Genomic DNA, 24,623 nt, shown 5'->3' with positions numbered 1-24,623 from the left:
TTGATTATGCTTGATTTTCTTCGCCAGCCCTGGCCCTGGTACGTGGCCGGGCCGCTTATCGGCCTGACGGTGCCGGTTTTACTGTTGCTCGGCAACAAGGCCCTGGGCATCAGTAGCTCGCTGCGCCACATCTGCGCCGCCTGCGTGCCCGCCGGGCTGCCGTTTCTCACCTACAACTGGCGCAAGGAAGCCTGGAACCTGTGGTTTGTGCTGGGCATTGCGTTGGGCGGCCTGCTGGGTTACCGGGTGCTGGGCCACCCCGAGGTCATTGCCATTTCGGCCGCCACCGTGCGCGACCTGCGGGCCGAGCTGCACCTCACCGATTTTTCCGGCTTGCTGCCCCGGGAGCTGTTCGCCCTGGAAAACCTGAGCAGCTGGCGCGGCTGGGTATTTATGGTGCTGGGCGGCTTTCTGGTGGGCTTCGGCACGCGCTACGCCGGCGGCTGCACCTCGGGCCACGCCATTTCAGGCCTGTCCAACCTGCAATGGGTGTCGTTGGTGGCCGTCATCGGCTTTTTCGCGGGCGGCCTGCTCATGACCTGGGTCGTGTATCCGCTGTTGTTTTAATCCGGCCTGATTTCCATGAAAAACCTCAAATACCTGGTGATGGGCACGCTCTTCGGCGTTATCCTGACCAAAAGTGAAGTGGTGAGCTGGTTTCGGATTCAGGAAATGTTCCGGTTTCAGAGCTTCCACATGTACGGCGTTATCGGCTCGGCCATTATCGTCGGCATCCTGTCCATTCAACTCATCAAGCGCAACCGCCTGCGCACCATCAGCGGTGAGGAAATCCGGCTGGCCGACAAGCAATACAGCCACGGCACTTGGCTGGGCGGCCTGATTTTCGGGCTGGGCTGGGCCATTACGGGCGCCTGCCCGGGCCCTTTGTTTGCGCAGCTGGGCAGCGGCGCACCCGCCGCCGCCGTCATGATTCTGGCGGCCCTGGCCGGCACCTGGACCTACAGCGCCCTGCGCGACAAGCTGCCGATGTAGTCTAGGTGGTTGCTGCCGCGTATTTTGCCCCTCTTTTTCCCGTCTGCCATGCTCGGCCCCGATCCTACTGTACTGCACCCGTTACCGCACCACCGCAAACTGGTGTTCCTGAAAAACCTGGTCACCCGCCCCACTATTCTCGTGGGCGACTACACCTACTACGACGACTTGGATGACCCCGCCAATTTCGAGCGAAACGTGCTGTATCACTTCGACTTCATCGGGGACCGGCTCATCATCGGTAACTTCTGCGCCCTGGCTTCCGGTGTGAAGTTCATTATGAACGGCGGCAACCATGAAACCACGCCCGTTTCCACGTATCCGTTTGCTATTTTCGGCGGTGGCTGGGAAGCGGCTATGCAGGGACAGTCAGTGACGGAGAAATACCCTTCGAAAGGCGACACGGTAGTGGGCAATGACGTCTGGATCGGCCATGAAGCCACCATCATGCCCGGCGTACATATTGGTAATGGGGCCGTGGTGGCGACCAAGGCCGTGGTAACGAGAAACGTGCCGGCCTACGCCATTGTGGCTGGTAATCCGGCCCGGCTAGTGCGTTTCCGCTTTGATGAGGACACCATTGCCCGCCTGGAAAAGCTGGCCTGGTGGCACTGGTCCGCCGAGAAAATCACGCACCATCTGGGCCTGCTCATGGCCGCCGATGTAGCGGCGCTGGAACAAGCCGAATAAGTGCAGCTCGGAAATGTCAGCCGGTTAAGCGTTATCCAAGAGCGTACGCTTCACGGAAGCATGACGCGCCAGAGTTTCCAGCCTCGGTCTGAAGCCGACACAGTAAACTTATCGGCTTAACCGGCTGTTACGCCCTCTATGAATTCCACTGACCATACTTCCCCGGCTATACAACTCAGCGTGCTCGACCAGTCGCCGGTGCCGCTGGGGCGCACTCCGCGCGAGGCTTTGCAGCACACCGTAGAGCTGGCCCGCCTCTCCGACCGGCTGGGCTTCACCCGCTTCTGGGTTTCGGAACACCACAATACACGCACGTTGGCCGGTTCCTCGCCGGAGGTGCTGCTGGCCCGCCTCGGTGCCGAAACCCAGCGCATCCGGCTGGGTTCGGGCGGCGTGATGCTGCCCCACTACGCTCCGCTGAAGGTGGCCGAGAACTTCCGCCTGCTCGAAGCCCTCTACCCCGGCCGCATTGATTTGGGCATCGGGCGCGCCCCGGGCACCGACCGGATTACGGCCCACGCTCTCAACCCCCACAACCAGTTCCGCGACGAAGACTTTGCCGAGCAGCTGATGGACCTGCGGGCGTTTCTACGGGATGAGGTGGTGGAGGATACCATTCATGCCCGCGTGAAGGCGGCGCCCTTCGTGGACACCGTGCCGGAACTATGGCTGCTCAGCTCCAGCGGGCAAAGCGGGCTGTTTGCGGCCCACGTGGGGGCGGCCTTCAGCTTCGCACACTTCATCAACCCCAACGGCGGCCCCCGTATGGTGCAGACCTACCGGGAGCGGTTCCGGCCCTCGCCCGAGTTGGCGGCCCCGCAGGCCAACGTGGCCACCTTCGTAGCCTGCGCCGACACGGCCGGCCACGCCCAGGCTTTGGCAGATAACTTGGCGTTGCAGATGCTGAAGCTGGAAACCGGCCAGTTTACCCCCATTGAAGCCGTGGAAACAGTGAACGTGCGCCACCTCTCCGCCGATTTGCAGGCCCGCCTGGCCTACCACCACACCCGCATCGTGAGCGGCACTCCGGATAAGGTAAAAGCCGAACTGGAAGCCCTGGCCGCGTCCTACGGCGTGGAGGAAGTGGTAGCCGTCACCATCACCCATGACTACGACGACCGGCTCCGTTCCTATGAATTGCTGGCCGATACCTTTGCCTTGCAAACCCGCCCAGCATTGCAGCCGGCGCTGGCTATTTAACCTACTTCTATCGTAGAAAATCCACTCAAGCCCGGCATAGTGTCGGGCTTGAGTCGTTATACAGCAGGGTATTTCCTCAAAATAACTTTCACAATCTTCTATTATTCAACTAAATGAGTTCATATATAGATTTTTTCTAAGGAACTGTTTTGAATCTATCTAAATAGACCTGAGCTTTGCATTGTTTTAAATCAGTCTAAACAAGGCTCCGCTCTGATGTCCCGTTCACTACCCCTCCTTCTGCTCCTTTCCCTGACTGCTGCTGCTCCTGTTGTGGCTACAACTGCAGCCCCTGCATCCGACCGCCACAACGGCGACGATGATACCGCACAGCGGGGCCGGCTAACTGGCCGGGTACTGGATGAAAAAGGGGAGCCGGTGGAAGGAGTGATGGTGGCACTGAAAGGCACTTCGTTCGGCACTACCACGGGTTCCGATGGGCAGTTTCGCCTCTCGGCTCCGGCCGGTTCGTATCAACTGGTAGTGAGCAGCCTGGGTTTTGCTACGCAGGAAGTAACCGCTACCGTTGTGGCGGGCGAAACTATCACGGTGCCGGCCTTTGCGGTTATTCGGAGCCAGCAGCAGCTCAATGAAGTAACCGTAACCGGCAACCGCAGCCTCAACGAGCGGCCGGTGGCCATCGGCAAGCTGCCCATTGCCCCGCTGGATCTGCCTCAGAGCACCTTCACCGTGGAGCGCCAGACGCTGGAGCAGCAGCAGGTACTGCGCGTGAGCGACGTGCTGGCCAACGTGAGCGGCGTGTACGTGAGCGGCAATACGGGCGGCTATCAGGAAGAAATTTCGGGCCGGGGCTTTGCGTTCGGAAGCAGCAACACCTTCAAGAACGGGGTGCGTTACAACAACAGCATTCTGCCCGAAACCAGCTCATTAGAGCGGTTTGAGGTGCTAAAGGGCAGCAATGCCATCCTCTACGGCAACGTGGCGGCTGGCGGCGTCCTGAACCTAGTGACCAAAAAGCCCCGCTTCGAGCAGGGCGGTTCGGTGGGGCTGCGCGTGGGCAGCTATGATTTCTACAAGCCTACGCTGGACTTGTACGGGGCCGTGAACGGCAGTGAGCATGTGGCCTTCCGGGTGAACACCACCTACGAAAACAGCCGCAGCTTCCGCAGCGAGGTAAAGGGCGAGCGGTTTTACGTGAACCCATCTTTGCTCTTTAAAATCGGCAGCAAGACCGATTTCCTGCTGGAAGGCGACTACCTGAAGGACAACCGCACGCCCGATTTCGGCATCGGGGCCATTAATTACCGCATTCCGGATGTGCCGCGCAGCCGCTTTCTGAACACCAGCTGGGCCAACATCGGCACGGAGCAGAAATCGGCCACTGCCACCCTCACCCACCACCTCAACGACACCTGGCAGGTGCGCGGCGTGGCAGCTTACCAGGGCTTCAGTAACAACCTACGCTCGGCCTCCCGCCCCAGCAACGTGCGTGACTCGGTGGACGTGTTCAGCGGCGTGGATAAGAACGGTAAACCCATCAAAATCCTGACCGGCAGCCCGGCACTCTACGGCAACCAGGTGCGCAGCCTACAGGCCAGCAATACCGACGAGGACTATTTCCTGGGCCAACTGGACGTGACGGGCAAGGTGCGCACCGGCTTCCTAAAACACACCGTGCTGGTAGGTATGGACGCCGACAAGTACAACACGCTGGCCATTGCCTACAACGCCATCGGCCGTTACGACTCCATCAACGTCTTTAACGCGGAGCGTTACGCTGAGAACAGCGCCGTACCCAACTTCACGCGCAACACCCGCACCTATTCGCCCATCCGGCGCGTGGGGGCCTACGTGCAGGACCTCATCGAAATTACCGAGAAGCTGAAGCTGCTGGCCGGCGTGCGGTACAGCTACCAGGAAACCGGCAGTATCGTGCACACTTACAAGGATAGTAAGACAGATGAGCGCCCCAAACGTTACGATGACGCCTTCTCGCCCCGGCTGGGCCTGGTGTATCAGCCGCTGAAAACCCTGTCGGTTTTTGCTTCCTACGCCAACTCCTTCAACACCAACGGCGGCATGGATAACACCGGCGCGGCCCTGCCGCCGTCCATCATCGACCAGTACGAAGTGGGCGTGAAGAACGAGTTATTCAACGGGTTGCTGTCGGCTAACGTGACGGCCTACCGCATTGTGAACAGCAACCTGGCCCAGACAATTCTGGTGGGTACGCCCAACTACAACATCAACATCCCCACGGCTCAGGAGTTGGCCGGGGAGGTAACCAGCAAGGGCGTGGAACTGGACGTGCAGAGCAAGCCCGTGCAGGGCTGGTCGGTGATTGGCGGGTACAGCTACAACCGCACCGCCTACACCGAGAGCAACATCTACACCATCGGTAGCCTGCTGCGCTACAACCCCAACCACACGGCCAACGCCAGCGTGTTCTACACCTTCGAGAACGGTTTGCTTCAGGGTCTGAACCTGGGCCTGACTACGTTGTACATCGGGGAACGGCAGGCCGGCCGCAGCACCCGAGGCAACGTGCAGGGCGACAACTTTCGCCTGATTCCGCTGCCTTCCTACACCCAGCTCGATGCCTCCGTGGGCTACACCTACGACCGGCTGAGCCTGCGCCTGAAGCTCTCGAACGTGCTCAACAAGCTCAGCTACAACGTGCACGATGACAACAGCGTGAACCCCATTGCCCCCCGCCTGTTCGCGGCCACCGTGGGCTACCGGCTGTAAGGGAGAGAGTGAGTAAGTGAGTGAGATAGTACATTGGTGAGCAAGAAACCCCGGAAGCTGCTGGCTGCAACCAGTTGTTCCCGGGGTTTCCAACCAATTTTTCGACCTGTGTTTTTCTGAGTTATGAAAGTCTTTTTCCGCAATATTCACCTATACCTCAGCCTGGTTTCGGGGCTGATTATTGCCGTGGTGTGCCTGACTGGGGGCGTGCTGGTTTTTGAGAAAGAGCTGGAGCAGGCCTGGCACCCCGAGCGGTACTTCGTGCAGCCCACCACGGCCGCATTGCCCCTAGCTCGCCTGCAGCAAGCCGTAACAGCCTACAAAGCCGACGCCAAAATCACGGGCGTGAAAGTGTATGCCGACCCGGCCCGCACCGTGGAGTTCAGCTTGGCCGGCGCGCCCGGTGGCCCTGGCAGCGAGAAAGGAGGCAAGCCCGGCGAGGCCCGCACAGAGACGCGCCCCGAAGGCCCGCGCAGCGAGAACCGGGGCGAAAAAGGCCCCGAAGGTAAAGGTGGTAAGGGCGAGAAAGGCGGTAAGGGTGGCGGCGAAGGAGGCCGCGGCCCAACTGTTTTCGTGAACCCCTACACGGCCGCCGTCATCGGAGAGCTGAACTATCGTGAAACCGTGTTTTTCACTATGATGGCGTTGCACCGGGGCATGGTGGGTGGTGCCATCGGTAAACTTATCGTGGGCGTGAGCACCGTCATGTTTCTGTTCATCATTGGGACGGGTATTGTGCTATGGTGGCCGGCCACGCGCAAAGCCGTGAAGCAGCGGCTGCAAGTGAAATGGAGCGGTGGCTGGAAGCGCCTCAACCACGATTTGCACATCGTGCTGGGGTTTTACTCAGCCCTGTTCCTGTTCGTGTTTGCCTTCACGGGGCTGGCGTGGTCGTTTGAGTGGTTCAATAAGGGCATCTTCACCCTGACTAACTCGCCTATGGAGCGCCCCGAGCCGCCAGTTTCGGCCGCCCCGGTTGCCGCGGCTCCGGAGGTTGCTGCCGCTCCGGGCGCGCCCCAGGGCCTGACCGCCGATGCGGCCCTGACTCGCGCCCGGCAGTTGGCCCCCACGGCCGTGTACTACGCCCTACAGCTTCCCAAAGAGCCTACTGCCAGCATTCGGGTAGCTACCCTGCGCCCCAATGCCACCTACGAAAATGCCACCGACGAAGTGTACCTCGACCAGTACAGCGGCCAGGTATTGCGCACTCAAACCTACGAGCAGCGCAACCTAGGCCAGCGCGTGCGGGGCCTGTTCAAGCCGGTACATACCGGGGCCATTTTCGGCTGGCCGTCCAAAATTATCAGCTTGGTGGTGTGTCTGCTGGGCTTTACCTTTCCCATTACTGGCATCATCATGTGGCTAAACCGGCTCAAAAAGGGCCGCAAACAGAAACGGCGCGTGGCGGTGGCCTAACCCCGTGCGGTGTTTAACCTTCCGGCTGCCGCTGCCGTACGTTTCTCGGGCGTCGGGCTACTTGTTAGCCCGACGCTTTTATTTTGTCCCGATATGATCCAGCCTGCTTCTCCTCCCGCTCCCCTGCCCCCCACCGAAAACCGTTTACTGGCCCTGTTGCGCCGCGCCGGCCTGCTTGATTGGTTTCTGCTGGGTCTGGTGGGGGCAGTAGCTTTGGCGTACCTGATTCCGGATTTCGGCAGCAAAAGCAGCCCGATTCCCTGGAAAGCCATTACCACGGCCGGCGTGGCCCTGATTTTTTTCTTTTACGGCCTGCGCTTGAGCCTCGATAAATTGCAGGCCGGTCTGCGCAATTGGCGGCTGCACGTAGTGGTGCAGTTGATTACGTTCGTGGCGTTTCCGGTGCTGGCTTTACTGTTCCGGCCGTTGTTTGAGGGACAGAAAGGTGTGCAGCTCTGGCAGAGTATCTTCTTTCTGTGTACGCTGCCCAGCACGGTCTCCACGTCGGTGGTGATGGTGAGCATTGCCCGGGGCAACCTGCCGGCGGCCATCTTCAACGCCAGCATCAGCAGCCTGCTGGGTATCCTGCTTACTCCGCTCTGGACTAGCCTGTTCCTACACACTTCCGCCGATGGCGGCCACCTCTGGGGCTTAGCCCTGAGCCTGACCTGGCAAGTAATTCTGCCGGTGGTGGCGGGCGTACTACTCAACCAGCGCTTCGGGGCGTTTGCCGAGCGCCACAAGGGCCGCCTGCGCATCTCCGACCAAATAGTGATTCTGCTGATTGTGTTTACCGCCTTCTGTGAGTCGTTTGCCGAGGGCATTTTCCGCAGCTATGCCCCCGCCGATGTAGCCCTGTTGGGTCTGGGGATGGTGGGCCTGTACTTGGCTATTTTCGGGGTGGTGTGGGGCCTGAGCCGACTACTGGGCTTCTCCCGCGAAGACCGGATTACAGCTTTGTTCTGCGGCTCCAAGAAGTCGTTAGTACATGGTAGCGTGATGGCCAGTCTGCTGTTCCCGGGTATGGCCGGTACGGGGCTGCTGCTGCTACCGCTCATGCTCTATCATGCCCTACAGATCATTCTGGCCAGTATGATGGCCCAGCACCTGGGCCGCCAGCCCCAGGCCCAAGACGTTGCAAATTTCGTTTCGACCACCCGGCTGAAATAGGGATATTCCGGTAAGGGGAGGCTATATTTGACTTTGGTTCCTACCCACCGGCCACATTTCCCGCCATGAAAAAACTTCTTCTCGTTTTTGCGCTATTTCTGGCTGCCTCTACCTGCCTGCTGGCCCAGACGGCCACGCAAAGAGTGTATGCAGCCGTGATGAAAAACCAGCCGGCCGACGTGGAGAAGCTACTGGCCGCCGGGGCTGATGCCAATGCCCCCGTGGAAATGATGCCGGGTTTCCCCACCACGTTTCTGGTCATTGCGGCCGGCAACGGACATCTGGAAGTGGTGCAAGCTCTCCTCAAAAACAAAGCCCAGGTAGATAAACCAGATTCCTTCGGTGTGACGCCACTTATGGCCGCTGCTGCTCAAGGTAGTCTAGAGGTGACGCAGTTTCTGCTCAGCAGCGGGGCCAACCCCAAAGCCAAGGATAAGGAAGGCAAGGACGTGCTGGCAACGGCCAAAGAAGGTGGCAGTGCCGAGGTAGTAAAATACATCCAGAGTAAGCTAAAATAGGTCCTCCTCTACTCACAAAACGCCAACGGCCGGGCATGTTGCCCGGCCGTTGGCGTTTTGCATTTTATCAGTAGTCACTCCACAAACTGATTCTAGCCCGGCGGCGACAGTTTACTTGACAATCATAACAACCTCCGCTAAAAGTGACCGGATTGTGCCTCGGTTAGCTGCTGGGTAACTAGGGCAACTGTACCACAAGCTCAACCTTAACAGAATTAAACCTATATATAATTGCCAAAAATTTAGAAAAACTGGAACTATATATAGGTCTATCAGGCTTTGTGGCGGAAAACAACCTTTACCCACTACATGCTTGATTTACACCTTACTACTGCAGGCTTCTTCGAAATATCCGGCTCTGTGGAGCCGCATCAGACTGGCACTACTTACGTGCGGCCCCGAGCGGCTGAGGTGGTGCGGGTATTTGTACCGGCCGGAGCCGCCGAAGTGGAAGTGTACGCCGGCCCGCTACGGACGGGACGGCTAGTGTTTCGGGGGCCGGTGGAGCAGGCGCTTACTCTTCCGTGGCTGAGCCCGCAACCCAACTAGCCGTCACGGTCTCAGGCTCGCGGTGGCGCAGCAGGCGCACAATCAGGCCCGTCCAGCCGGTTTGGTGGCTGGCACCCAGGCCCCGGCCATTGTCGCCGTGGAAGTATTCGTGGAAGAGCAAGTAGTCCTTGAAGTGCGGGTCCGTCTGCATCAGTTCATCGTCGGCGAAGGCGGGGCGGCGGCCGTTTTCATCTTGGAGAAACAGCTTGGTGAGGCGGCCCGACAACGCATCGGCAATTTCCTGAAGCGTGTGCTGCCGGCCCGAGCCCGTGGGATATTCCACTTGGAATGCATCACCGTAGTAAGCGTGGAAGCGTTGCAGCGACTCGATGATAAGGTAGTTGATGGGAAACCAGATGGGGCCGCGCCAGTTGCTGTTGCCCCCGAACATACTGCTTTCGGCCTCGCCCGGCACGTACTGCACCGTGAAGTCGGTTTCCGGGGTACTGTACACGTAAGGGGTTTCCAGGTGGTAGCGCGACATGGCCCGGATGCCGAAATCGGATAGAAACTCCTGTTCATCGAGCATGCGCCGGAGCAGGTTGCGCAGGCGGCTGCGGCGCAGCAGACTCAGCAGGTGGCGGGCCCCTTTGCCCTGCTCGTGCCAACGCGCTACCAGCTGGGCCAGGTGCGGTCGGTTCTCAATCAGCCAGCGGGCCCGCTCCGTAAATTCGGGCAGGGAGCTGAGCAGCTCGTCGTCGATGACTTCCACGGCAAACAGCGGGATCAGGCCCACGATGGAGCGCACGCGCAGCTTGGTGCGGGCGTCGTCGGGGGTGTGCAGCACATCGTAGTAGAACTGGTCTTCCTCGTCCCAGAGGTTGAACTGCCCGTCGCCGCCGCGCGTCATGGCGTCGGCAATGTAAAGGAAGTGCTCGAAGAATTTGCCGGCAATTTCCTGATATACGGGGTTGGTGCGGGCCAGCTCCATGGCCATGCGCATCATGTTCAGAGCGAACATAGCCATCCAGCTTGTGCCGTCGCTCTGCTCGATGTAACCGCCGGTGGGCAGCGGCGCGCTCCTATCAAACACGCCGATGTTATCCAGCCCCAGAAAGCCACCCTCGAAGATGTTCCGCTCGCTTTTGTCTTTCCGATTCACCCACCAGGTGAAGTTCAGCGTCAGCTTATGAAAAACCGCTTCCAGAAAGGCTGTGTCGCCTTCACCATCATGGAGCTTTTTGTCCATCTGATACACCCGCCACGTAGCCCAGGCATGCACCGGCGGGTTCACGTCGTTCAGGTTCCACTCGTACGCCGGCAGTTGCCCGCTCGGGTGCAGGTACCAGTCGCGGCACAGCAGCCGAAGCTGGTTCTTGGCAAAGTCGGCGTCCACCATGGCCAGCGGGATACAGTGAAACGCCAGGTCCCAGGCCGCATACCACGGGTACTCCCACTTGTCCGGCATTGAGATGATGTCCTGGTTGTGCAGGTGCCGCCAGTTGCTGTTGCGGCCTTTGCGGCGGCGGGCAGGCAGGCGAGGCAGGGCCGGGTCGCCATCCAGCCACTGCGTGACATCGTAATAATAGAACTGCTTGCTCCAGAGCATGCCGGCGAAGGCCTGCCGCTGAATATTGCGGGCATCGGCATTATCGGCTACCTCCTGCTGCATGCAGCTATAGAAGTCGTCGGCCTCGCGCAGCCGCTCGGCCACAATCGTATCGAAATCGGCAAACGGCGCGGCCAGTTCCTGAGGGCTCAGCCGGAACCGTACCACCCGCGCCTCTCCCGGCCCGATTTCTAGGCTGTGATGGGCGGCCATCTTGGTGCCTTGGCGGTTAGGGTTCACGGCTGTGTAGTCGCCTCCTACCAGATAATCGTTGATGCCATCCTTGAAATAGCGGCCGTTTTTGGCTGTGCCCGACGGGCCACCGGTGCGGTGGAAATTGGTGTCGTTGTCGCAGAACAGCAGCGCGGCTGGCTGATCCGAGTAGACGTGGTAGCGGCCCAGAGCCGGGTGCTCGGCCTGCGCGGTAGCCGGGCCGGTAGCCCGCAGCAACGGCACCGCCGACTTGTTCTCGTAGCCCCAGGCCCAGGTATTGCGGAACCAAAGCTGGGGAAGCACGTGCAGCGGGGCCGCCTCGGGGCCCCGGTTATGCACCGTTATCTGGAGCAGAATGTCCTCGGAGCCTGCTTTGGCGTACTCAATGAACACGTCGAAGTAGCGGTTCTCGGCGAAGATACCGGTATCCAGCAGTTCAAACTCGGGGTCCTGACGGGTGCGCCGGGCATTCTCCTGACGCAACTCCTCGTACGGAAACTCCCGCTGCGGATACTTATACAGCATCTTCATATAGGAGTGCGACGGGGTGCTATCGAGGTAGTAATACTGCTCCTTTACGTCCTCGCCGTGGTTGCCCTCGCCGTTGGTGAGGCCAAACAGCCGCTCCTTCAGCAACTCATCTTGCCCGTTCCAGAGGCCCACGGCCAAGCACAGGTGCTGCTGATCGTCGGAGAGGCCGCCCAAGCCCTCCTCGCCCCAGCGGTAGGCCACGCTGCGGGCCATGTCGTGGGTGAGGTAGTTCCAGGCATTGCCGTCGGGGCTGTAATCCTCGCGCACCGTGCCCCACTGCCGTTCGGTGAGGTAGGGGCCAAATTTCTTCCAGAGAGCCGCACCATTCTGGTGTTGGGCTAAGCGTGCCTGTTCCTGCGTCATACCATTGGGGGTAATACTCCCAGCGCAAAGGTACGCGCTTCGGCGCGCAGAGTTGGGTCGGCCGGTTGTGGGTTTGCCTGCATGCAGCGTATTTCACTCGAAAACCAGTCAAATCCCAACCATACGAACCTGCTACTTTCGCGAATCATCCCTTGTATCCGGCGACTTTTCGCTGGGCAGCGGCTACCTTTATATAGCCCTATGTATTCTTTCGCAGAGCAGATTATCCGGCAAGCTTTCTTTTTATCAGTCTGGGGCATAGAACGATTCCACGATATGGCGCCTTATCACCGCAAGGTGGCGGCACTAGGCCAACTACCCGCCGGAACCGTGGGCAAGGAACTAGCCGATTGCCTGCTGGCCCGGCAGCTTACGCTGATTCCGGGCTTCGAAAGCCACGATTTAAAGCACGTAGTGCTGAATTATGAATTGGAGCCGCTAGGGGAAATCCGACTACAGGCCTTTATGCTGGGTAATGGCAACTGGACGCTGCCCAGCCTTATCATCTTCTTATTCGGTTTACTACTGTTGCCTTGTCACTGGCGCACGTTTCGGCAGGATTTTCGGTCGGGCCGGCACTGCGTTTCCCTTGCCACCCTGGAAATTTCCCACTGCCAAGGGGAACCATTAACCGAGTTCCGAGTCCGTCTTTCCAGCCGCTACACCGAAATTACGCCCACCATGAAACCAACTAGTCTTCACCGCCGCATCAGCTACTTGGGCAGTTACAGCCTTATGCTTGTGGGCGTGGCTGCCATGCTATTCTGCCTGCCCTTTCTCTGGTCCGCCAACGCGGCTGATCTGATTGGAGCCGGTTTTCCGTTCGTGGCAGGTGCTATTCTGGTGGTAGGGGGCCTGATTAGCCTGTCATTGCACACCACGCCTCAAACTGACAGAACTCAGGCCTAATGATGAAAAAAGCCCCAAAACGCTGGCTCATCAGCCGAATGAAGACGTCCGGCAGCAAACGGCGCTACGTAGTTAGTGGCGACTACTCCAACCACCGTCACGAGAAACGACCTTTTTCTTTCGAGGAGCTACCCCAAAAAGAGCCGTTCCAGCGCCCATCCCAATTCTACAATGGCAAAATCAACTACGACTTACTCCGACGCTTTCTGCGCGGACAGGTAGGCCAGCACTGGAACGTAGTCCAATCAGAAATTCTCGCTCGGATTCCCACGCGTCTGTTGCGCTACCGGGAAATGATTCACTGGTACGTGGCCGATCAGGTAGAATTTCTCGACGGAAAAATCTGGAATAAGCGCACGCAGCGGTGCATCAGTTCGGAACGGCTGAGACAATCCATAACTGAAGAATCAACCGAGTTTTACGTGCATCCGGAGAATGGCCTTTTGATGCGTTCAAGACCCTGAATGCCCATGCGGGCTATTTGGCGGCTTCAATTTCGGCTACGGCGGCCGTGACCATCTGAGCTACCAGGGCGGCATTGGGGCGGGTGGCTTGCTGCTGCTCAATCTGGCGGAGCAGGCCAATGAGGCGGGAGGCATCGAGGTAGGGCTTGTAGCGCACGGTCAGGTCCTTAATACGGGTGATGCCTTCGGTGAGGGCCATGGCATCGTCGGTGCGGCCCATCATGCTGCCGACGCTGCCTAGCAGACTGAAGCGGGTGGGTGGGTCAGCAGCGTCGTATTTGGTGCGCATCAGGGGCCATTGAGCAGGGCTGCCGGCCTGGCCGTATACCTGCACCAACGCCACGGTGAGGGAGCCTTTGTTGTCGGCCTCGAAGGTGGCGGCGCGGGCCAACGCCTGCTCCGGCCGCAACCCCAGCAGCCCCAGCAGCGCCGCGCCCTGCACCCGGTACGAGGGATTGGCCAGGGCATTTGTGAATAGTGGCAGATACTGCTTGTCCTTTAGGGAGCCCAAAGCCGTGAGGGCGGCAGCCCGCACCTGTACCGAGGCGTCGGTGGCGGCCAGCCGGGCCAGGGCCGGCGCGGCGGCTTTGCGCTGGGCGACAATCTGCAGGTCGAAGGCTTCGATGGCGAACTGGCGCAGTACCGGCGACTTATCGGTGAGGCCAGCCGTCAGCAGCTGGCGGGCCAGCGCGTCGGCGGGCTGGGCTTTGAGTTGGGTCTGGGCAGCGGCCAGGGCTTCGCGCCGGTCGAGGTAACGCGAGGCGAGGCGGAGCTGGGCGGCGTATTCGGTGAGGGACTTGTTATCGGTTTTCTGCCAGAGCAGCACCTTATCGGCGTCCACGTTCACCAACTCGGGCCGGCTGGCAGCCGGGAAGTGGAAGGTTTCGGTGACTTGGCGCACGGTAATCTGGTGGCGCTGGGGCCGGCCGTTCAGGTACACATCCACCGCCATTGGCAATTGGTAGATGGGGCCGGGTTGGGTTTGCTTGATGGTTACGGTTTGCTCCCGTCGGGCGGCGTCATAGGCGTAGTCTATGCTGACCACGGGGTGGCCGGGGCGGTAGTACCACTGGTTGAAAAACCAGTTCAGATCCTGGCCCGAAGCCTGCTCCAGGGTCAGCCGCAGTTGGTGCGGCTCGCCGGTCCCGAAGGCATTCTGCGTCAGGTAAGTTTTCAGGCCACTGAAGAAAACCGCCTCGCCCAGGTAGGTGCGCAGCATGTTCAGGATGCTGCCACCCTTCTGGTAGCTTACGGCATCGAACAGGTCCTCCTTGTCGGCATACTGGTAGCGGGCCAGCAGCCGGGAGTGGTTGGCGGGGTTACCGAGGTAGTTTTGCCGACTGCGGTAGGCTTGGGCCGCGCCAGCATCGGGGCCATACTCATGCTCGGCCCAGAGCACCTCCGAGAAATTGGAGAAGCTCTCGTTTACGGTCAGGTTGCTCCAGCTTTCGGCCGTCACGTAGTCGCCGAACCAGTGGTGAAACAGTTCGTGCGCAATTTCCCGCTCCACCAGCGTGTAGTCCCAGTCGGCCACTTCGCGGGCCGAGCCCTGGGCGTGGGGCCCGAACAGGGAGGCAGACGTGTTTTCCATGGCCCCGGCCACGTAGTCGCGTACCACCACCTGGGCGTACTTTTTCCACGGGTACGCCACCCCGAGCCGCTCCGAAAAGAACTCTAGCATGCGCGGCGTCTTGCCGAAAACAGCGCGGGCCTGCCCGGCGTACTGCGGCTCCAGGTAGTAGCTGACTTCCTTGCCGCGCCAGGTGTCGGTAGTTTTGCGGAAGTCACCGACGGCCAGCATGAACAGGTAGGGCGCGTGCGGCTGGTCCATCTTCCAGGTGTCGCGGCGCAGGCCAAGGCCAGCGGGCGTCTGGCTGACGAGGGCGCCGTTGCTGAGCGTGACGTACTTGCTGGGCACCGTCAGGCTGATTTCGGAAGTGGATTTCTGGTTGGGCTTGTCGATGGTGGGAAACCAAGCCGAGTTAGACTCCGTTTCGCCCTGGGTCCAGATCTGTACCGGCTTGCCCGCCACGGCGCTATCGGGGTTGATGAAGTACAGGCCCTTGGCCCCACCGATGGCCTCGCTGCCTTTTATATCCAGTTCGTCGGGCTTGGCCGTGTATTCAATGTAGATGGTGTAGGCCTCCCCTGCTGGCACCATGCGCCCCAATCCAATCAGCAGCTTCCGCTGGTTGTAGGTGTACTTGAGTGGCGTAGGCACGTCGTTCCGCACCAGACTCACGGCTTTGATATCCATGCCTTTGGCATCCAGCCGAAGCGAGTCGGTGGCGTAACCGTGGGGTTTCAGCGTGACCCATTCCTGCCCGTAGGCGTAGCGCTTGGCGTAGTCGAAGCGCAGGTCCAGCTTGGTGTGCACCAAGTCGTTGACTTTACGCTCGGTAGCGCGGTAGGTAGTGGCGGGTGACTGGGCTACCGTCGAGGTGGCCGTGGCGGCGCTGAGCAGCAGCGGGAGGAGTTGGCGCATAGAGGGCACAAGGTAGAAAACCTGTGCTTCGCCAGATGCCGCCCGTGGCGCAGGCGTTGCCTGGGGCCTATAGAACGTCAACGAAAGCACGTCATGCTTCGACTTCGCCTCCGGACCCTGGCTTGATGCGCCACATGCTCAGCATGACGTCCTATGTCACATACTGACCTCTCTTCCTATCCCACCACAAACGTGCGCATGCTCAAGCCGCCGTATTCCACAGCTTCGTAGGCGTGGCGGATGTCGTCGTCGGGTTCAGCCAAGGCTAGGCTATAGAGCAGCGGGATGTAGTGGTCGGGGGTGGGCACGGCGAGGGGGCCGCTGGCGCCGGCCTGCTGGTAATGGGCCAGCGCCAGCAGGTCGCGCTGGTCGATTTTGCGCTTGGCCCACTCGTCGAACTCCGAAGCCCAGGCATAGGGCGTGGCATCATCGGCCATAAGCTTGGGCATGCTCTGGCGCAGGTTGTGCACGATGTTGCCGCTGCCCAGAATCAGCACGCCCCGGCGGCGCAGAAACTGCAGCTGCCGGGCCAGCTCGGCGTGGTAGGTCATCGGCTGGTGATAGTCGATGCTGAGCTGGAACACCGGAATATCGGCCTCAGGGAAAACGTGGTGTAGCACCGTCCATGTCCCGTGGTCGAGGCCCCACTCGTCGGTGGGGTGGGCGTCGGGCAGAGCCTTCAGTACCTCCTGGGCCACGTCGGGCGCGCCGGGCGCGGGGTACTGCATGGCAAACAGCTCCTGCGGAAAGCCGCCAAAATCGTGGATGGTTTCGGGCCGCTCGTTCACGGCCACGAAGGTGCCGCGTGTGAGCCAGTGCGCCGACACCACCAGCACCGCCCGCGGCGGCTGCCGGTTGCGGATGTCGAGGCCCAGTTGGTGCAGCGTACGGGTGAAGGCGTTATCGGCCAGCGCGTTCATCGGCGAGCCGTGCCCGACGAAAAGCACCGGCATTTTGGCGGTCGTCTGGAAGCTGCGGGCGGTTTTGTGGAGGTCTTGCAGGGAGTTCATAACGGAAGCGGTAAAATGCTGAGCAGCCGGCGGCAGGCACTAGCTTACATCCGGACAGCAACAGGGGCAAAGGTACCGTTACGATACAGCTAAGGCCTTGATCTGGGATAAGAAATCAACCGCCAACTGGCCGTTGCGACGACTGCCGCACCTGCACCGTGGCATCGAGCACCACGCGGCTGTGCTCCGGCAGCAGCTCCTCGCGCAACTGCTGAATCTCGCGTAACAGCAGTTCACTGGCGCGCCGGCCGATATCGTAACCGGGCTGGGAAACGGAGCTGACGCTTGGCTCCAGCATCCGGCACACCGACCAGTCGCTGAAGCCGATAACGGCCATGTCCTGGGGCACCCGCCAGCCAGCTTCCTTCAGGGCCGTAATGGCCCCGATAGCCACTGAATCGGAAACGGCAAACAGGGCCTGGGGCGGCTCGGGCAGGGCCATGAAACGGCGCGCAAAAGTCGCCCCCTCGTCGTGCGTGACGGTGTGGCATTCCGCCACATACTCGGGCCGGAAAGGCAGCCCATACGCCGCCAGCGCCGCCTGGTAGCCCAGGAAGCGTTGCCGGGTATTTTCGGGGTGCGGCGGCCCTTTGAGGTGGGCCACGCGGGTGTATCCCTGGTCGAGCAGGTGCGCCACAGCATCGTAAGCCCCCTGAAAATCGTTGGTTACCACGCTGCTGGCATCCAGCAACGGGCTTATTTTGTCGAACAGCACCACTGGCAGGTCATATTCCTGCAAAGCGCGCAGGTGGTCGATGCTTACCGTTTCATTGGAAAGGCACACCAGCAGCCCATCGACCCCGGTAGCCTGCAGCATCTGCGTCACCCGGATTTCCTTCTCGTAACTCTCGTTGCTTTGACTGAGAATGATGTGGTAGCCCAGGGCTTCCATCACGTCTACGATGCCGCTGATAACATCCGAAAAAAACGGATGCACAATATCGGGCACTACTACCCCCACCACTTTATAGGCTTGCTGACGCAGCTTCACGGCCATCGGGTGCGGGGCGTAATGGAGCCGTTCGGCGGCAGCCAGCACAGTTTGCTTGGTGGCAGTACTGATGTCGGGATAATTTTTCAAGGCCCGCGACACGGTAGCCACGGTAACCCCTAAGGCCTGGGCAATGTCGCGCAACGTAGCTCTTTTCATGTGAGGAGGAGGTAAGAAAGCAGAACAGAGGAGAGGAAAAAGCCGGCACAGATACCGTCCAGCGGCACCCAGTAAGTAAGCAAACACACACCGATTTGGCTACAATCGACAAAAAAGCCGGGACATAGCCAAAATCACAAAAAAAGAATAGTCTTCCGAAATCGATTACGTTACCGATTTCGGAAGAAAATTCGTATTTTCTATTGTGTTACTGCTTGATTTTGTTGCAGTTAATACTGCACCTTTAGCCGCATTCCCACTTCAAAATCCCACTGCTTATGTCGGCATTCTTACAGATTCGAGCCGGACTGATAACTGGCTTCGTGGCGCTAACTGGTGCTGCCATGGGGCAAGGTATCATCCGAGGTACTGTGGCGGAGCCCAACGGCTCCCCCGTTATCGGGGCCACGGTGCTTGTGAAAGGCACCACCGTGGCCGCCCCTACCGATGCAACCGGCAGGTACGAGTTGCGCATTGCCCCGGGCAGCTACGAGCTGCTGGTTTCCTCGGTGGGCTACAAGTCCCAGACTCGGGCTGTTACGGTTGGAGCGGAGCCCGTGGCCCTCAACATCACCATCTCCGAGGATGCCCAGGCCCTGAGCGAAGTGGTGGTAGTGGGCTACGGTACGGCCAAGAAAAGTGACCTGACCGGGGCCGTCACCACGCTCACGCCCAAGGAGTTCAACAAGGGTACCTTCACCTCCCCCGACCAGCTCATTCAGGGCCGCGTATCGGGGGTGCAGGTGAGCAACAACAGCGGCCAGCCGGGCGGGCCCTCCACCATCCGCATCCGCGGCAACTCGGCCGTGACGGGCTCGGGCCAGCCGCTGTACGTGGTGGATGGCGTACCGCTCGACGGCCGCACGGCCCGCCCGGGGCTGGTGGGCTCCGTTGACGTGGGCGCCGGGGCCGACAGTAACCCGCTCAACTTCCTCAATCCCGACGACGTGGAGTCGGTGACGGTGCTTAAGGACGCCTCGGCCACGGCCATCTACGGCTCCCGGGCCGCTTATGGCGTAGTGCTCATTACCACCAAGAAAGGGGTTTCCGGCGCGCCGCAACTGAACGTGGGCATCTCCAACGGCTTCTCGAGCCTGTTGCGCCGGCCCGGCTTCCTCGACGCCGGCCAGTACCGACAGGCCCTAACCTACTACGGCGCCCCAGCCGCCAACGACAAGGGCGGCGACGTGGACGCACTCAAGGAAATTCTGCGCACGGGCTACCTGCAGAACTACAACGTAGGCATCAGCGGGGGCAGCGAAACCGGCCGCTACCGCCTCTCACTGGGCTACCTCGACCAGGAAGGCATTGTGAGAAAAACCGGCTTCAAGAAGTACAGCGCTAACCTCAATACCAACCTACAGTTTCTGGAAAGCAAGAAGCTGGGTTTCGACGTGAACATTGCCGCCAGCCAGTTCCGCGAGGAGTTGGCCAACATCACCACCGACGCCGGCTTCCGGGGCTCGCTCATTGGGCAGGCCCTGCAGTGGAACCCCACCCAGCCCCTGCGCAACCCCGATGGCTCGCTCTTTATTGAGCAGGGCAGCGTGGTGAACCCGCTGGCGGCCCAGGAGTACTTCAACGACAACGCCCGCGTGACCACCATTCTGGCCAGCGCCTCACCCTACTATAAGTTTACCGATTGGCTTCAGTACCGGGCCCTGATCAGCGTGAACTACAATATCGGGGAGCGGCGCACCTCCATCGACCAGCGCCTGATCAACTACCCCGGCATCGAAAACCAGGGCTACGCCAGCATCAGCAATAACGAGCTGACCACTCAACAGATGGCCCACACGCTGAGCTTCAACAAGCAGGTGGCCAGCGACCTGAACCTCAACGCCGTGATAGGCTACGAGTACACTGAGTTTGCCAACCAGGGTTCCAATATCAACGCCTACGGCAACCCTGACCGGGGCGGCTTCGGGGTGTACGGCCTCGATTACACCAACTACATCCAGACCTCGGGCTCGGGTAACCGCAACGTGTCGTCCTTTATCGACCCATCATCGGAGCTGCAGTCGTATTTCGGGCGGGCCATTCTGAACTTCAAAGACAAGTACGTCTTTACCGGCACGCTGCGGCGCGACGAGAGCAGCAAGTTCGGGCCCAACAAGAGCGTGGGCTATTTCCCGTCCTTCGCCGTGGCCTGGGACCTGAGCCGGGAGGCTTTCTTTCCCGCCGAAAAGCTCAGCCAGCTGAAGCTGCGCGCCGGCTTTGGCCGCACCGGCAACCAGGAGTTTCCGGCCGGCTCGGCCCAGCCCCGCTACTCGCTCGACAACAATGGCGACCAGTCGCCACTCAACGCCCGCAACGATGACCTGAAGTGGCAGGCCGATGCCCAGTACAACGCCGGCATCGACGTGGGCGTGCTCAACAACCGCCTGACCCTGACGGCCGACTACTTCTACAAGAAAACCACCGACATTCTGTTCCCCTCGGTGCCCATTGAGCCCCGGCCTTCCAACGCCCCCATCCGGTGGCGAAACCTGGACGGACAGATTATCAACAAGGGCGTGGAAATGGCGCTGGCCACGGTTATCGTAGCCAATGAGAAGGTGGATGTGGGCTTCAATGCCAACGCCACGTTCATCCGCAACGAGGTGAAGGATCTGGTGGGAGCGGCCATCATTACTGGGGCCATCAACGGCCAGGGCCTGTCGGGGGCTACTTCGCAGCTCATCACCAACGGCTACCCGATCAACGCCTTTTTCCTGAACCAGTACAACGGCATCCTTGACAATGGACTGGCCGACATCGGCACTACGCCCGTGTATAGCGGCAGCCCTAACCCCCGCACGCTGCTGGGCCTGGGCGCCAATGCCCGCTTCGGCAAACTCTCGCTGGTGGCCAACATGACCGGGGCTTTCGGGCAGTACATCTACAACAACACCGTTAACGCCTTCGGGAACGTGGGCCAGATCGGGGCGGGCAAAAACATTGCGCTGTCCACCTTCGAGAATCCCGTCAAAGAGTCGTTGGGCAACGCCTCGGCAGCTTCTACCCGCTACCTGGAGAAGGGTAACTTCCTGAAAATGTCCAACGTCACGCTTTCCTACACCGTCGGCGACCTAGGCCAGGCATTCAAAGGTCTGCGCGTGTACGCTACGGGCCAGAACCTGTTCGTGATTACCAAATACGACGGCTTCGATCCGGAAGTCAACACGGTGAAGAAGGGCGCGAACCAGGTACCCTCGGTGGGCATCGACTACCTGCCCTACCCCAGCGCCCGCACCTTCACGTTCGGCGTCAACTTCTCTCTGTAACCTCTACCCACCCCACCATGAACCACGCAAAAATTATTGGCACGGCCACCGTGCTGGCCCTGCTGCAGGTTACCAGCGGCTGCGACATACAGGAAAGGCTGGAAGGGCAGCTTACCGAAGAACAGATTCCCCGCGGCGACCCCGCCGCCCTGCTGCGCGGGGCCTACAACTCGCAGCGCGACCCGATTCAGGGCTGCGTGAGCGTATTTGCCTTGCAGGAAGCCTCCACCGACGCACGCATCATGCCTACCCGCGGGCCGGACTGGGACGATAACGGCAAATGGCGGGAGCTATTCAACCACACCTGGACGCCCAACAACGAGCGGGTGCGCGACACGTTCACCCAGCTCAACGGCATCATTTTCGCCACCACCGACCTGCTGCGCTTCGACCCCACGGTGCAGCAGCAGGCCGAGTCCCGGTTCCTGCGGGCCTGGGCCTCGTATCTGGTGCTCGACCTCTACGACCAGGTGCTGTACCGCGACCCGGGCGAAAACGTGTCGGACCCGGCCCGCCTGCGCAAGGGCACGGAGGCGCTCAACTACATCGTGAGCGAAATTAATGCCGTGCAGAAGGACCTGCCCGACGGGCCCGCCGGCCGGGCCAACAAGGATGCGGCCCGGGTGCTGCTGATGAAGTGCTACCTCAATAAGGGCGTGTACGCCAACCGGGCAGCCCCCACGTTCGACGCGGCCGACATGAACCAAGTGGTGAAGCTGGCCGACGAGGTAATCAACAGCGGTAAATACTCCTTCGCCCCCAACGTGTTCGACAACTTCGCGCCGAACAACACGGCCATCGGCCGGGAGAACATCTTTACCCAGGAAAACACCTTCGGCAACGCCGGCCCTACACGTGACTTCTGGAAGTTCGTGTCGCACTACAACATGCGGCCCGTGGACGGCTACAACGGGCCAGCTACAACCGGTGCGTTTTACGCCCTGTTTGAGCCCGGCGACATACGCCGGGGTACGGCCTACGTAACGGCTGGCGGCCCGGCTAACCCCGGTAAGCGCATTAACGTGGGCTTCCTGGTGGGCCAGCAATACAACTTTACGACCGATGCCCCGCTGACTACCCGGGGCGGGGCCCCGCTGATTTTCACCCAGGATGTCAGCCTCCTGGAAACGGGAGCCGACCTGGAGGCCAAAGGTATCCGGCCCATTAAGTACCCGGTGGATTACCCTAGTGAGGCTAAAGGTGGTAACGGCTGCGAAAATGACCACGTGACCTTCCGGCTAGCCGACGTGCTGCTGATGAAGGCCGAGGCCATTCTGCGCGGGGCTACACCCACCAGCGCCGGCTCCTACGGCGGTACGGCCCTGGCCATCGTGAATACCATCCGCACCGACCGCGGGGCCAGCGCCTTCAGCACCCTCACGCTGGATGCACTGCTGGACGAGCGGGGCCGGGAGCTGTACGGTGAGTCGTGGCGGCGGCAGGATATGATCCGGTTCGGCAAGTTTCTGCAGGCCCGCAAGGATAAGCCGGTTACGCCCGCCTTCCGTCTCATCTACCCCATTCCCCAAACCCAGGTAGACGTGAACCGCAACATTACCCAAAACCCCGGCTACTAGCTTTTACACCGTACGAAGTGGCGCATAGGCAGGCCGTTGGCTGCTGCTGCCCGGCAGTGGTCAACGGCCTGTTTGCGTCGGGTCTATCCTTCTATTTTCCGGCATGAGAATCCTTACGAAACTACTACTAGCGACCCTGCTGCTGGCGGGCCTGCCGGGTAGAGTTTGGGCGCAACCAACGACCGCAACGAAGCCTACAAATACCAATCAGGCCGAAACCTGGTGGAAGGAAACCGTGGTGTACCAGATTTACCCGCGCAGCTTCCAGGACAGCAACGGCGACGGCGTGGGGGATTTGCAGGGCATCATCAGCCGGCTCGACTACCTGAAAAGCCTGGGCGTGGGGGCCGTGTGGCTGAATCCCATCTACGCCTCGCCCAACGACGACAACGGCTACGACATATCCGACTACCGCCGGATTCAGCCGGAGTTTGGCACCATGCAGGACTTCGACGCCCTGCTGCGGGGGCTGCACCAGCGCGGCATCCGGCTGGTGATGGACATGGTGGTGAACCACAGCAGCGACGAGCACCCCTGGTTTCAGCAGGCCCGCAGTTCCCGCACCTCTCCCTACCGCAACTATTACCACTGGTGGCCCGCCGAAAAGGGCAAGCCGGCCCCGCGCTACAGCTTTTTCGATGTAAACAGTGACGCCTGGAAGTACGACTCGCTCACCAACAGCTACTACCTGCACTACTTCTCGCGCAAGCAGCCCGACCTAAATTGGGAAAACCCCAAGCTGCGCCAGGAGGTGTACAGTATGATGCGCTTCTGGCTGGATAAGGGCGTGGATGGCCTGCGCATGGATGCCTTCCAGTACGTCTCGAAGGATACCCGCTTCCCGGTGCTGCCGGCCGGCTACGAGAAGGACATCATCCGATACTACGGCGGCGGCCCGCACCTGCACGAGTACCTGCAGGAAATGAACCGGGAAGTGCTCCGCAACTACCCCATCATGACCGTGGCCGAAGGCGCCGGCACCGGGCCCACCGACGCTATGCTGTTCGTGGACCCCGCCCGCCGGGAGCTGGACATGGCCTACCACTTCGAGGGCGTGGACCTGGGCACCGGCCCCAACGACTATACACTCACCGATTTTAAGCGGGTGTACTCCCGCTGGGACAGCGCCTTTGCGCAGCGCGGCTGGCTGGCCATCTTCCTGGCCAACCACGACGTACCGCGCATGGTGAGCAAGTTCGGGGACGACCGGCCCGCGTTCCGGGATGCTTCCTCCAAGCTGCTGACGACGTTTATCCTGACCATGCGCGGTACGCCCTACTACTTCAACGGCGACGAGCTGGGCATGACCAACATCCGCTTCGAGCGGATTGAGGACTACCGCGACGTGGCCACGCTCAACGGCTACCAGCAGGTGAAAAACCAGGGCGGCAACCTGCAGGCGTTTCTGACCACCGCCAAGCGCCAGGCCCGCGACAACTGCCGCACCCCGTTTCAGTGGGATGCCACGGCCAATGCGGGCTTCACCACCGGCACGCCCTGGCTGAAAGTCAACCCCAATTACTCTATCCTCAACCAGGCTGCCCAAGACCAGAACCCGAACTCCGTACTCAACTACTTCCGCCGGGCTACCGCCACCCGCAAACAACACAAAGTGCTGGTGTACGGACAGTATCAGCTGCTCGACGCGGCCAATCCGCACGTGTACGCCTACACCCGCACGCTGGGCTCGGAGAAGGTACTAGTAGTCCTCAACTTCACTTCCGAGCAGCGCCGCTGGCCGCTGCCTACCGGCCTGACACCCAGCGGGCAGCCCTGGCTCAACAACTACCCTAGCTTCACGGCGGGCCCGACGCTGGCGCTGCAGCCCTGGCAGGCCGTGGTGGTACCGCTGCGCTAACCC

At 60.6% G+C, this 24,623-nt stretch carries 18 protein-coding genes; 14 read left to right on the top strand and 4 right to left on the bottom strand.

Annotated elements, in window-relative coordinates; all coding sequences use genetic code 11:
* Window positions 1–6 precede the first annotated feature (6 nt).
* The 9 genes from HSW_RS09840 to HSW_RS24225 all read left to right on the top strand — a co-directional run bounded on the left by HSW_RS09840 (window position 7) and on the right by HSW_RS24225 (window position 9,245).
* A complete protein-coding gene (locus HSW_RS09840) occupies window positions 7–567 on the top strand; it encodes a YeeE/YedE family protein (RefSeq protein WP_044001792.1) in 561 nt (186 codons plus the stop codon).
* A 15-nt stretch (window positions 568–582) separates the two neighbouring features.
* Window positions 583–993 (top strand): DUF6691 family protein, encoded by a 411-nt coding sequence (locus tag HSW_RS09835; RefSeq protein ID WP_044001791.1) that lies wholly within the window; start codon window positions 583–585, stop codon window positions 991–993.
* Between the two features lie 48 nt (window positions 994–1,041).
* A complete protein-coding gene (locus tag HSW_RS09830) occupies window positions 1,042–1,683 on the top strand; it encodes a CatB-related O-acetyltransferase (RefSeq protein WP_044001790.1) in 642 nt (213 codons plus the stop codon).
* 138 nt (window positions 1,684–1,821) lie between these two features.
* On the top strand, window positions 1,822–2,883 hold the full coding sequence (locus tag HSW_RS09825) for an LLM class flavin-dependent oxidoreductase (RefSeq protein ID WP_044001789.1): 1,062 nt from the start codon (window positions 1,822–1,824) through the stop codon (window positions 2,881–2,883).
* Between the two features lie 273 nt (window positions 2,884–3,156).
* Complete coding sequence (locus HSW_RS09820; RefSeq protein WP_231501383.1) at window positions 3,157–5,592, top strand: TonB-dependent receptor; 2,436 nt, start codon at window positions 3,157–3,159, stop codon at window positions 5,590–5,592.
* A 123-nt stretch (window positions 5,593–5,715) separates the two neighbouring features.
* Complete coding sequence (locus HSW_RS09815; protein WP_052346309.1) at window positions 5,716–7,008, top strand: PepSY-associated TM helix domain-containing protein; 1,293 nt, start codon at window positions 5,716–5,718, stop codon at window positions 7,006–7,008.
* A 93-nt stretch (window positions 7,009–7,101) separates the two neighbouring features.
* Window positions 7,102–8,178, top strand: coding sequence for a bile acid:sodium symporter family protein (locus tag HSW_RS09810; protein ID WP_052346308.1), 1,077 nt, complete (start codon window positions 7,102–7,104; stop codon window positions 8,176–8,178).
* Window positions 8,179–8,243: 65 nt separating this feature from the next.
* Complete coding sequence (locus HSW_RS09805; RefSeq protein WP_052346307.1) at window positions 8,244–8,696, top strand: ankyrin repeat domain-containing protein; 453 nt, start codon at window positions 8,244–8,246, stop codon at window positions 8,694–8,696.
* A gap of 309 nt (window positions 8,697–9,005) precedes the next feature.
* Window positions 9,006–9,245, top strand: a complete 240-nt coding sequence (locus HSW_RS24225) for a hypothetical protein (protein WP_155832907.1) — start codon at window positions 9,006–9,008, stop codon at window positions 9,243–9,245.
* On the opposite strand, the gene HSW_RS09800 is transcribed toward HSW_RS24225, so the two are convergent.
* Entirely contained in the window at window positions 9,211–11,901 is a 2,691-nt protein-coding gene (locus HSW_RS09800) for an MGH1-like glycoside hydrolase domain-containing protein (RefSeq protein WP_044001787.1), read from the bottom strand. The genes HSW_RS24225 and HSW_RS09800 overlap by 35 nt on opposite strands.
* Before the next feature lie 201 nt (window positions 11,902–12,102).
* Here HSW_RS09800 and HSW_RS09795 point away from each other — a divergent pair, with 201 nt between their 5' ends.
* Together HSW_RS09795 and HSW_RS09790 are read left to right on the top strand one after the other, a co-directional pair.
* Window positions 12,103–12,810, top strand: coding sequence for a hypothetical protein (locus HSW_RS09795; protein WP_155832906.1), 708 nt, complete (start codon window positions 12,103–12,105; stop codon window positions 12,808–12,810).
* Window positions 12,810–13,274, top strand: a complete 465-nt coding sequence (locus HSW_RS09790) for a hypothetical protein (protein WP_044001785.1) — start codon at window positions 12,810–12,812, stop codon at window positions 13,272–13,274. Before HSW_RS09795 ends, HSW_RS09790 begins: the two co-directional genes overlap by 1 nt.
* A 13-nt stretch (window positions 13,275–13,287) precedes the next feature.
* Here the strand turns inward: HSW_RS09790 and HSW_RS09785 are convergent, their stop codons facing one another.
* From HSW_RS09785 to HSW_RS09775, 3 genes are all read right to left on the bottom strand, one after another.
* On the bottom strand, window positions 13,288–15,759 hold the full coding sequence (locus tag HSW_RS09785) for a M1 family metallopeptidase (RefSeq protein ID WP_071883092.1): 2,472 nt from the start codon (window positions 15,757–15,759) through the stop codon (window positions 13,288–13,290).
* 176 nt (window positions 15,760–15,935) lie between these two features.
* Window positions 15,936–16,769, bottom strand: coding sequence for a 4,5-DOPA-extradiol-dioxygenase (gene ygiD / locus HSW_RS09780; RefSeq protein ID WP_044001784.1), 834 nt, complete (start codon window positions 16,767–16,769; stop codon window positions 15,936–15,938).
* 115 nt (window positions 16,770–16,884) lie between these two features.
* A complete protein-coding gene (locus HSW_RS09775; protein ID WP_044001783.1) occupies window positions 16,885–17,919 on the bottom strand; it encodes a LacI family DNA-binding transcriptional regulator in 1,035 nt (344 codons plus the stop codon).
* 278 nt (window positions 17,920–18,197) lie between these two features.
* On the opposite strand from HSW_RS09775, the gene HSW_RS09770 reads away from it, so the two are divergent.
* From HSW_RS09770 to HSW_RS09760, 3 genes are all read left to right on the top strand, one after another.
* Entirely contained in the window at window positions 18,198–21,185 is a 2,988-nt protein-coding gene (locus tag HSW_RS09770; RefSeq protein WP_081768348.1) for a SusC/RagA family TonB-linked outer membrane protein, read from the top strand.
* Between the two features lie 17 nt (window positions 21,186–21,202).
* Complete coding sequence (locus HSW_RS09765; protein ID WP_044001782.1) at window positions 21,203–22,762, top strand: RagB/SusD family nutrient uptake outer membrane protein; 1,560 nt, start codon at window positions 21,203–21,205, stop codon at window positions 22,760–22,762.
* 103 nt (window positions 22,763–22,865) lie between these two features.
* Window positions 22,866–24,620, top strand: a complete 1,755-nt coding sequence (locus tag HSW_RS09760; protein WP_044001781.1) for a glycoside hydrolase family 13 protein — start codon at window positions 22,866–22,868, stop codon at window positions 24,618–24,620.
* Window positions 24,621–24,623: the final 3 nt, after the last annotated feature.

Origin of the sequence: Hymenobacter swuensis DY53, assembly GCF_000576555.1 — a bacterium.
In the GTDB taxonomy this organism is placed as follows: domain Bacteria; phylum Bacteroidota; class Bacteroidia; order Cytophagales; family Hymenobacteraceae; genus Hymenobacter; species Hymenobacter swuensis.
The sequence above is the reverse complement of the archived record's forward strand: the minus strand, read 5'-3'. Positions and strand labels throughout refer to the sequence as shown.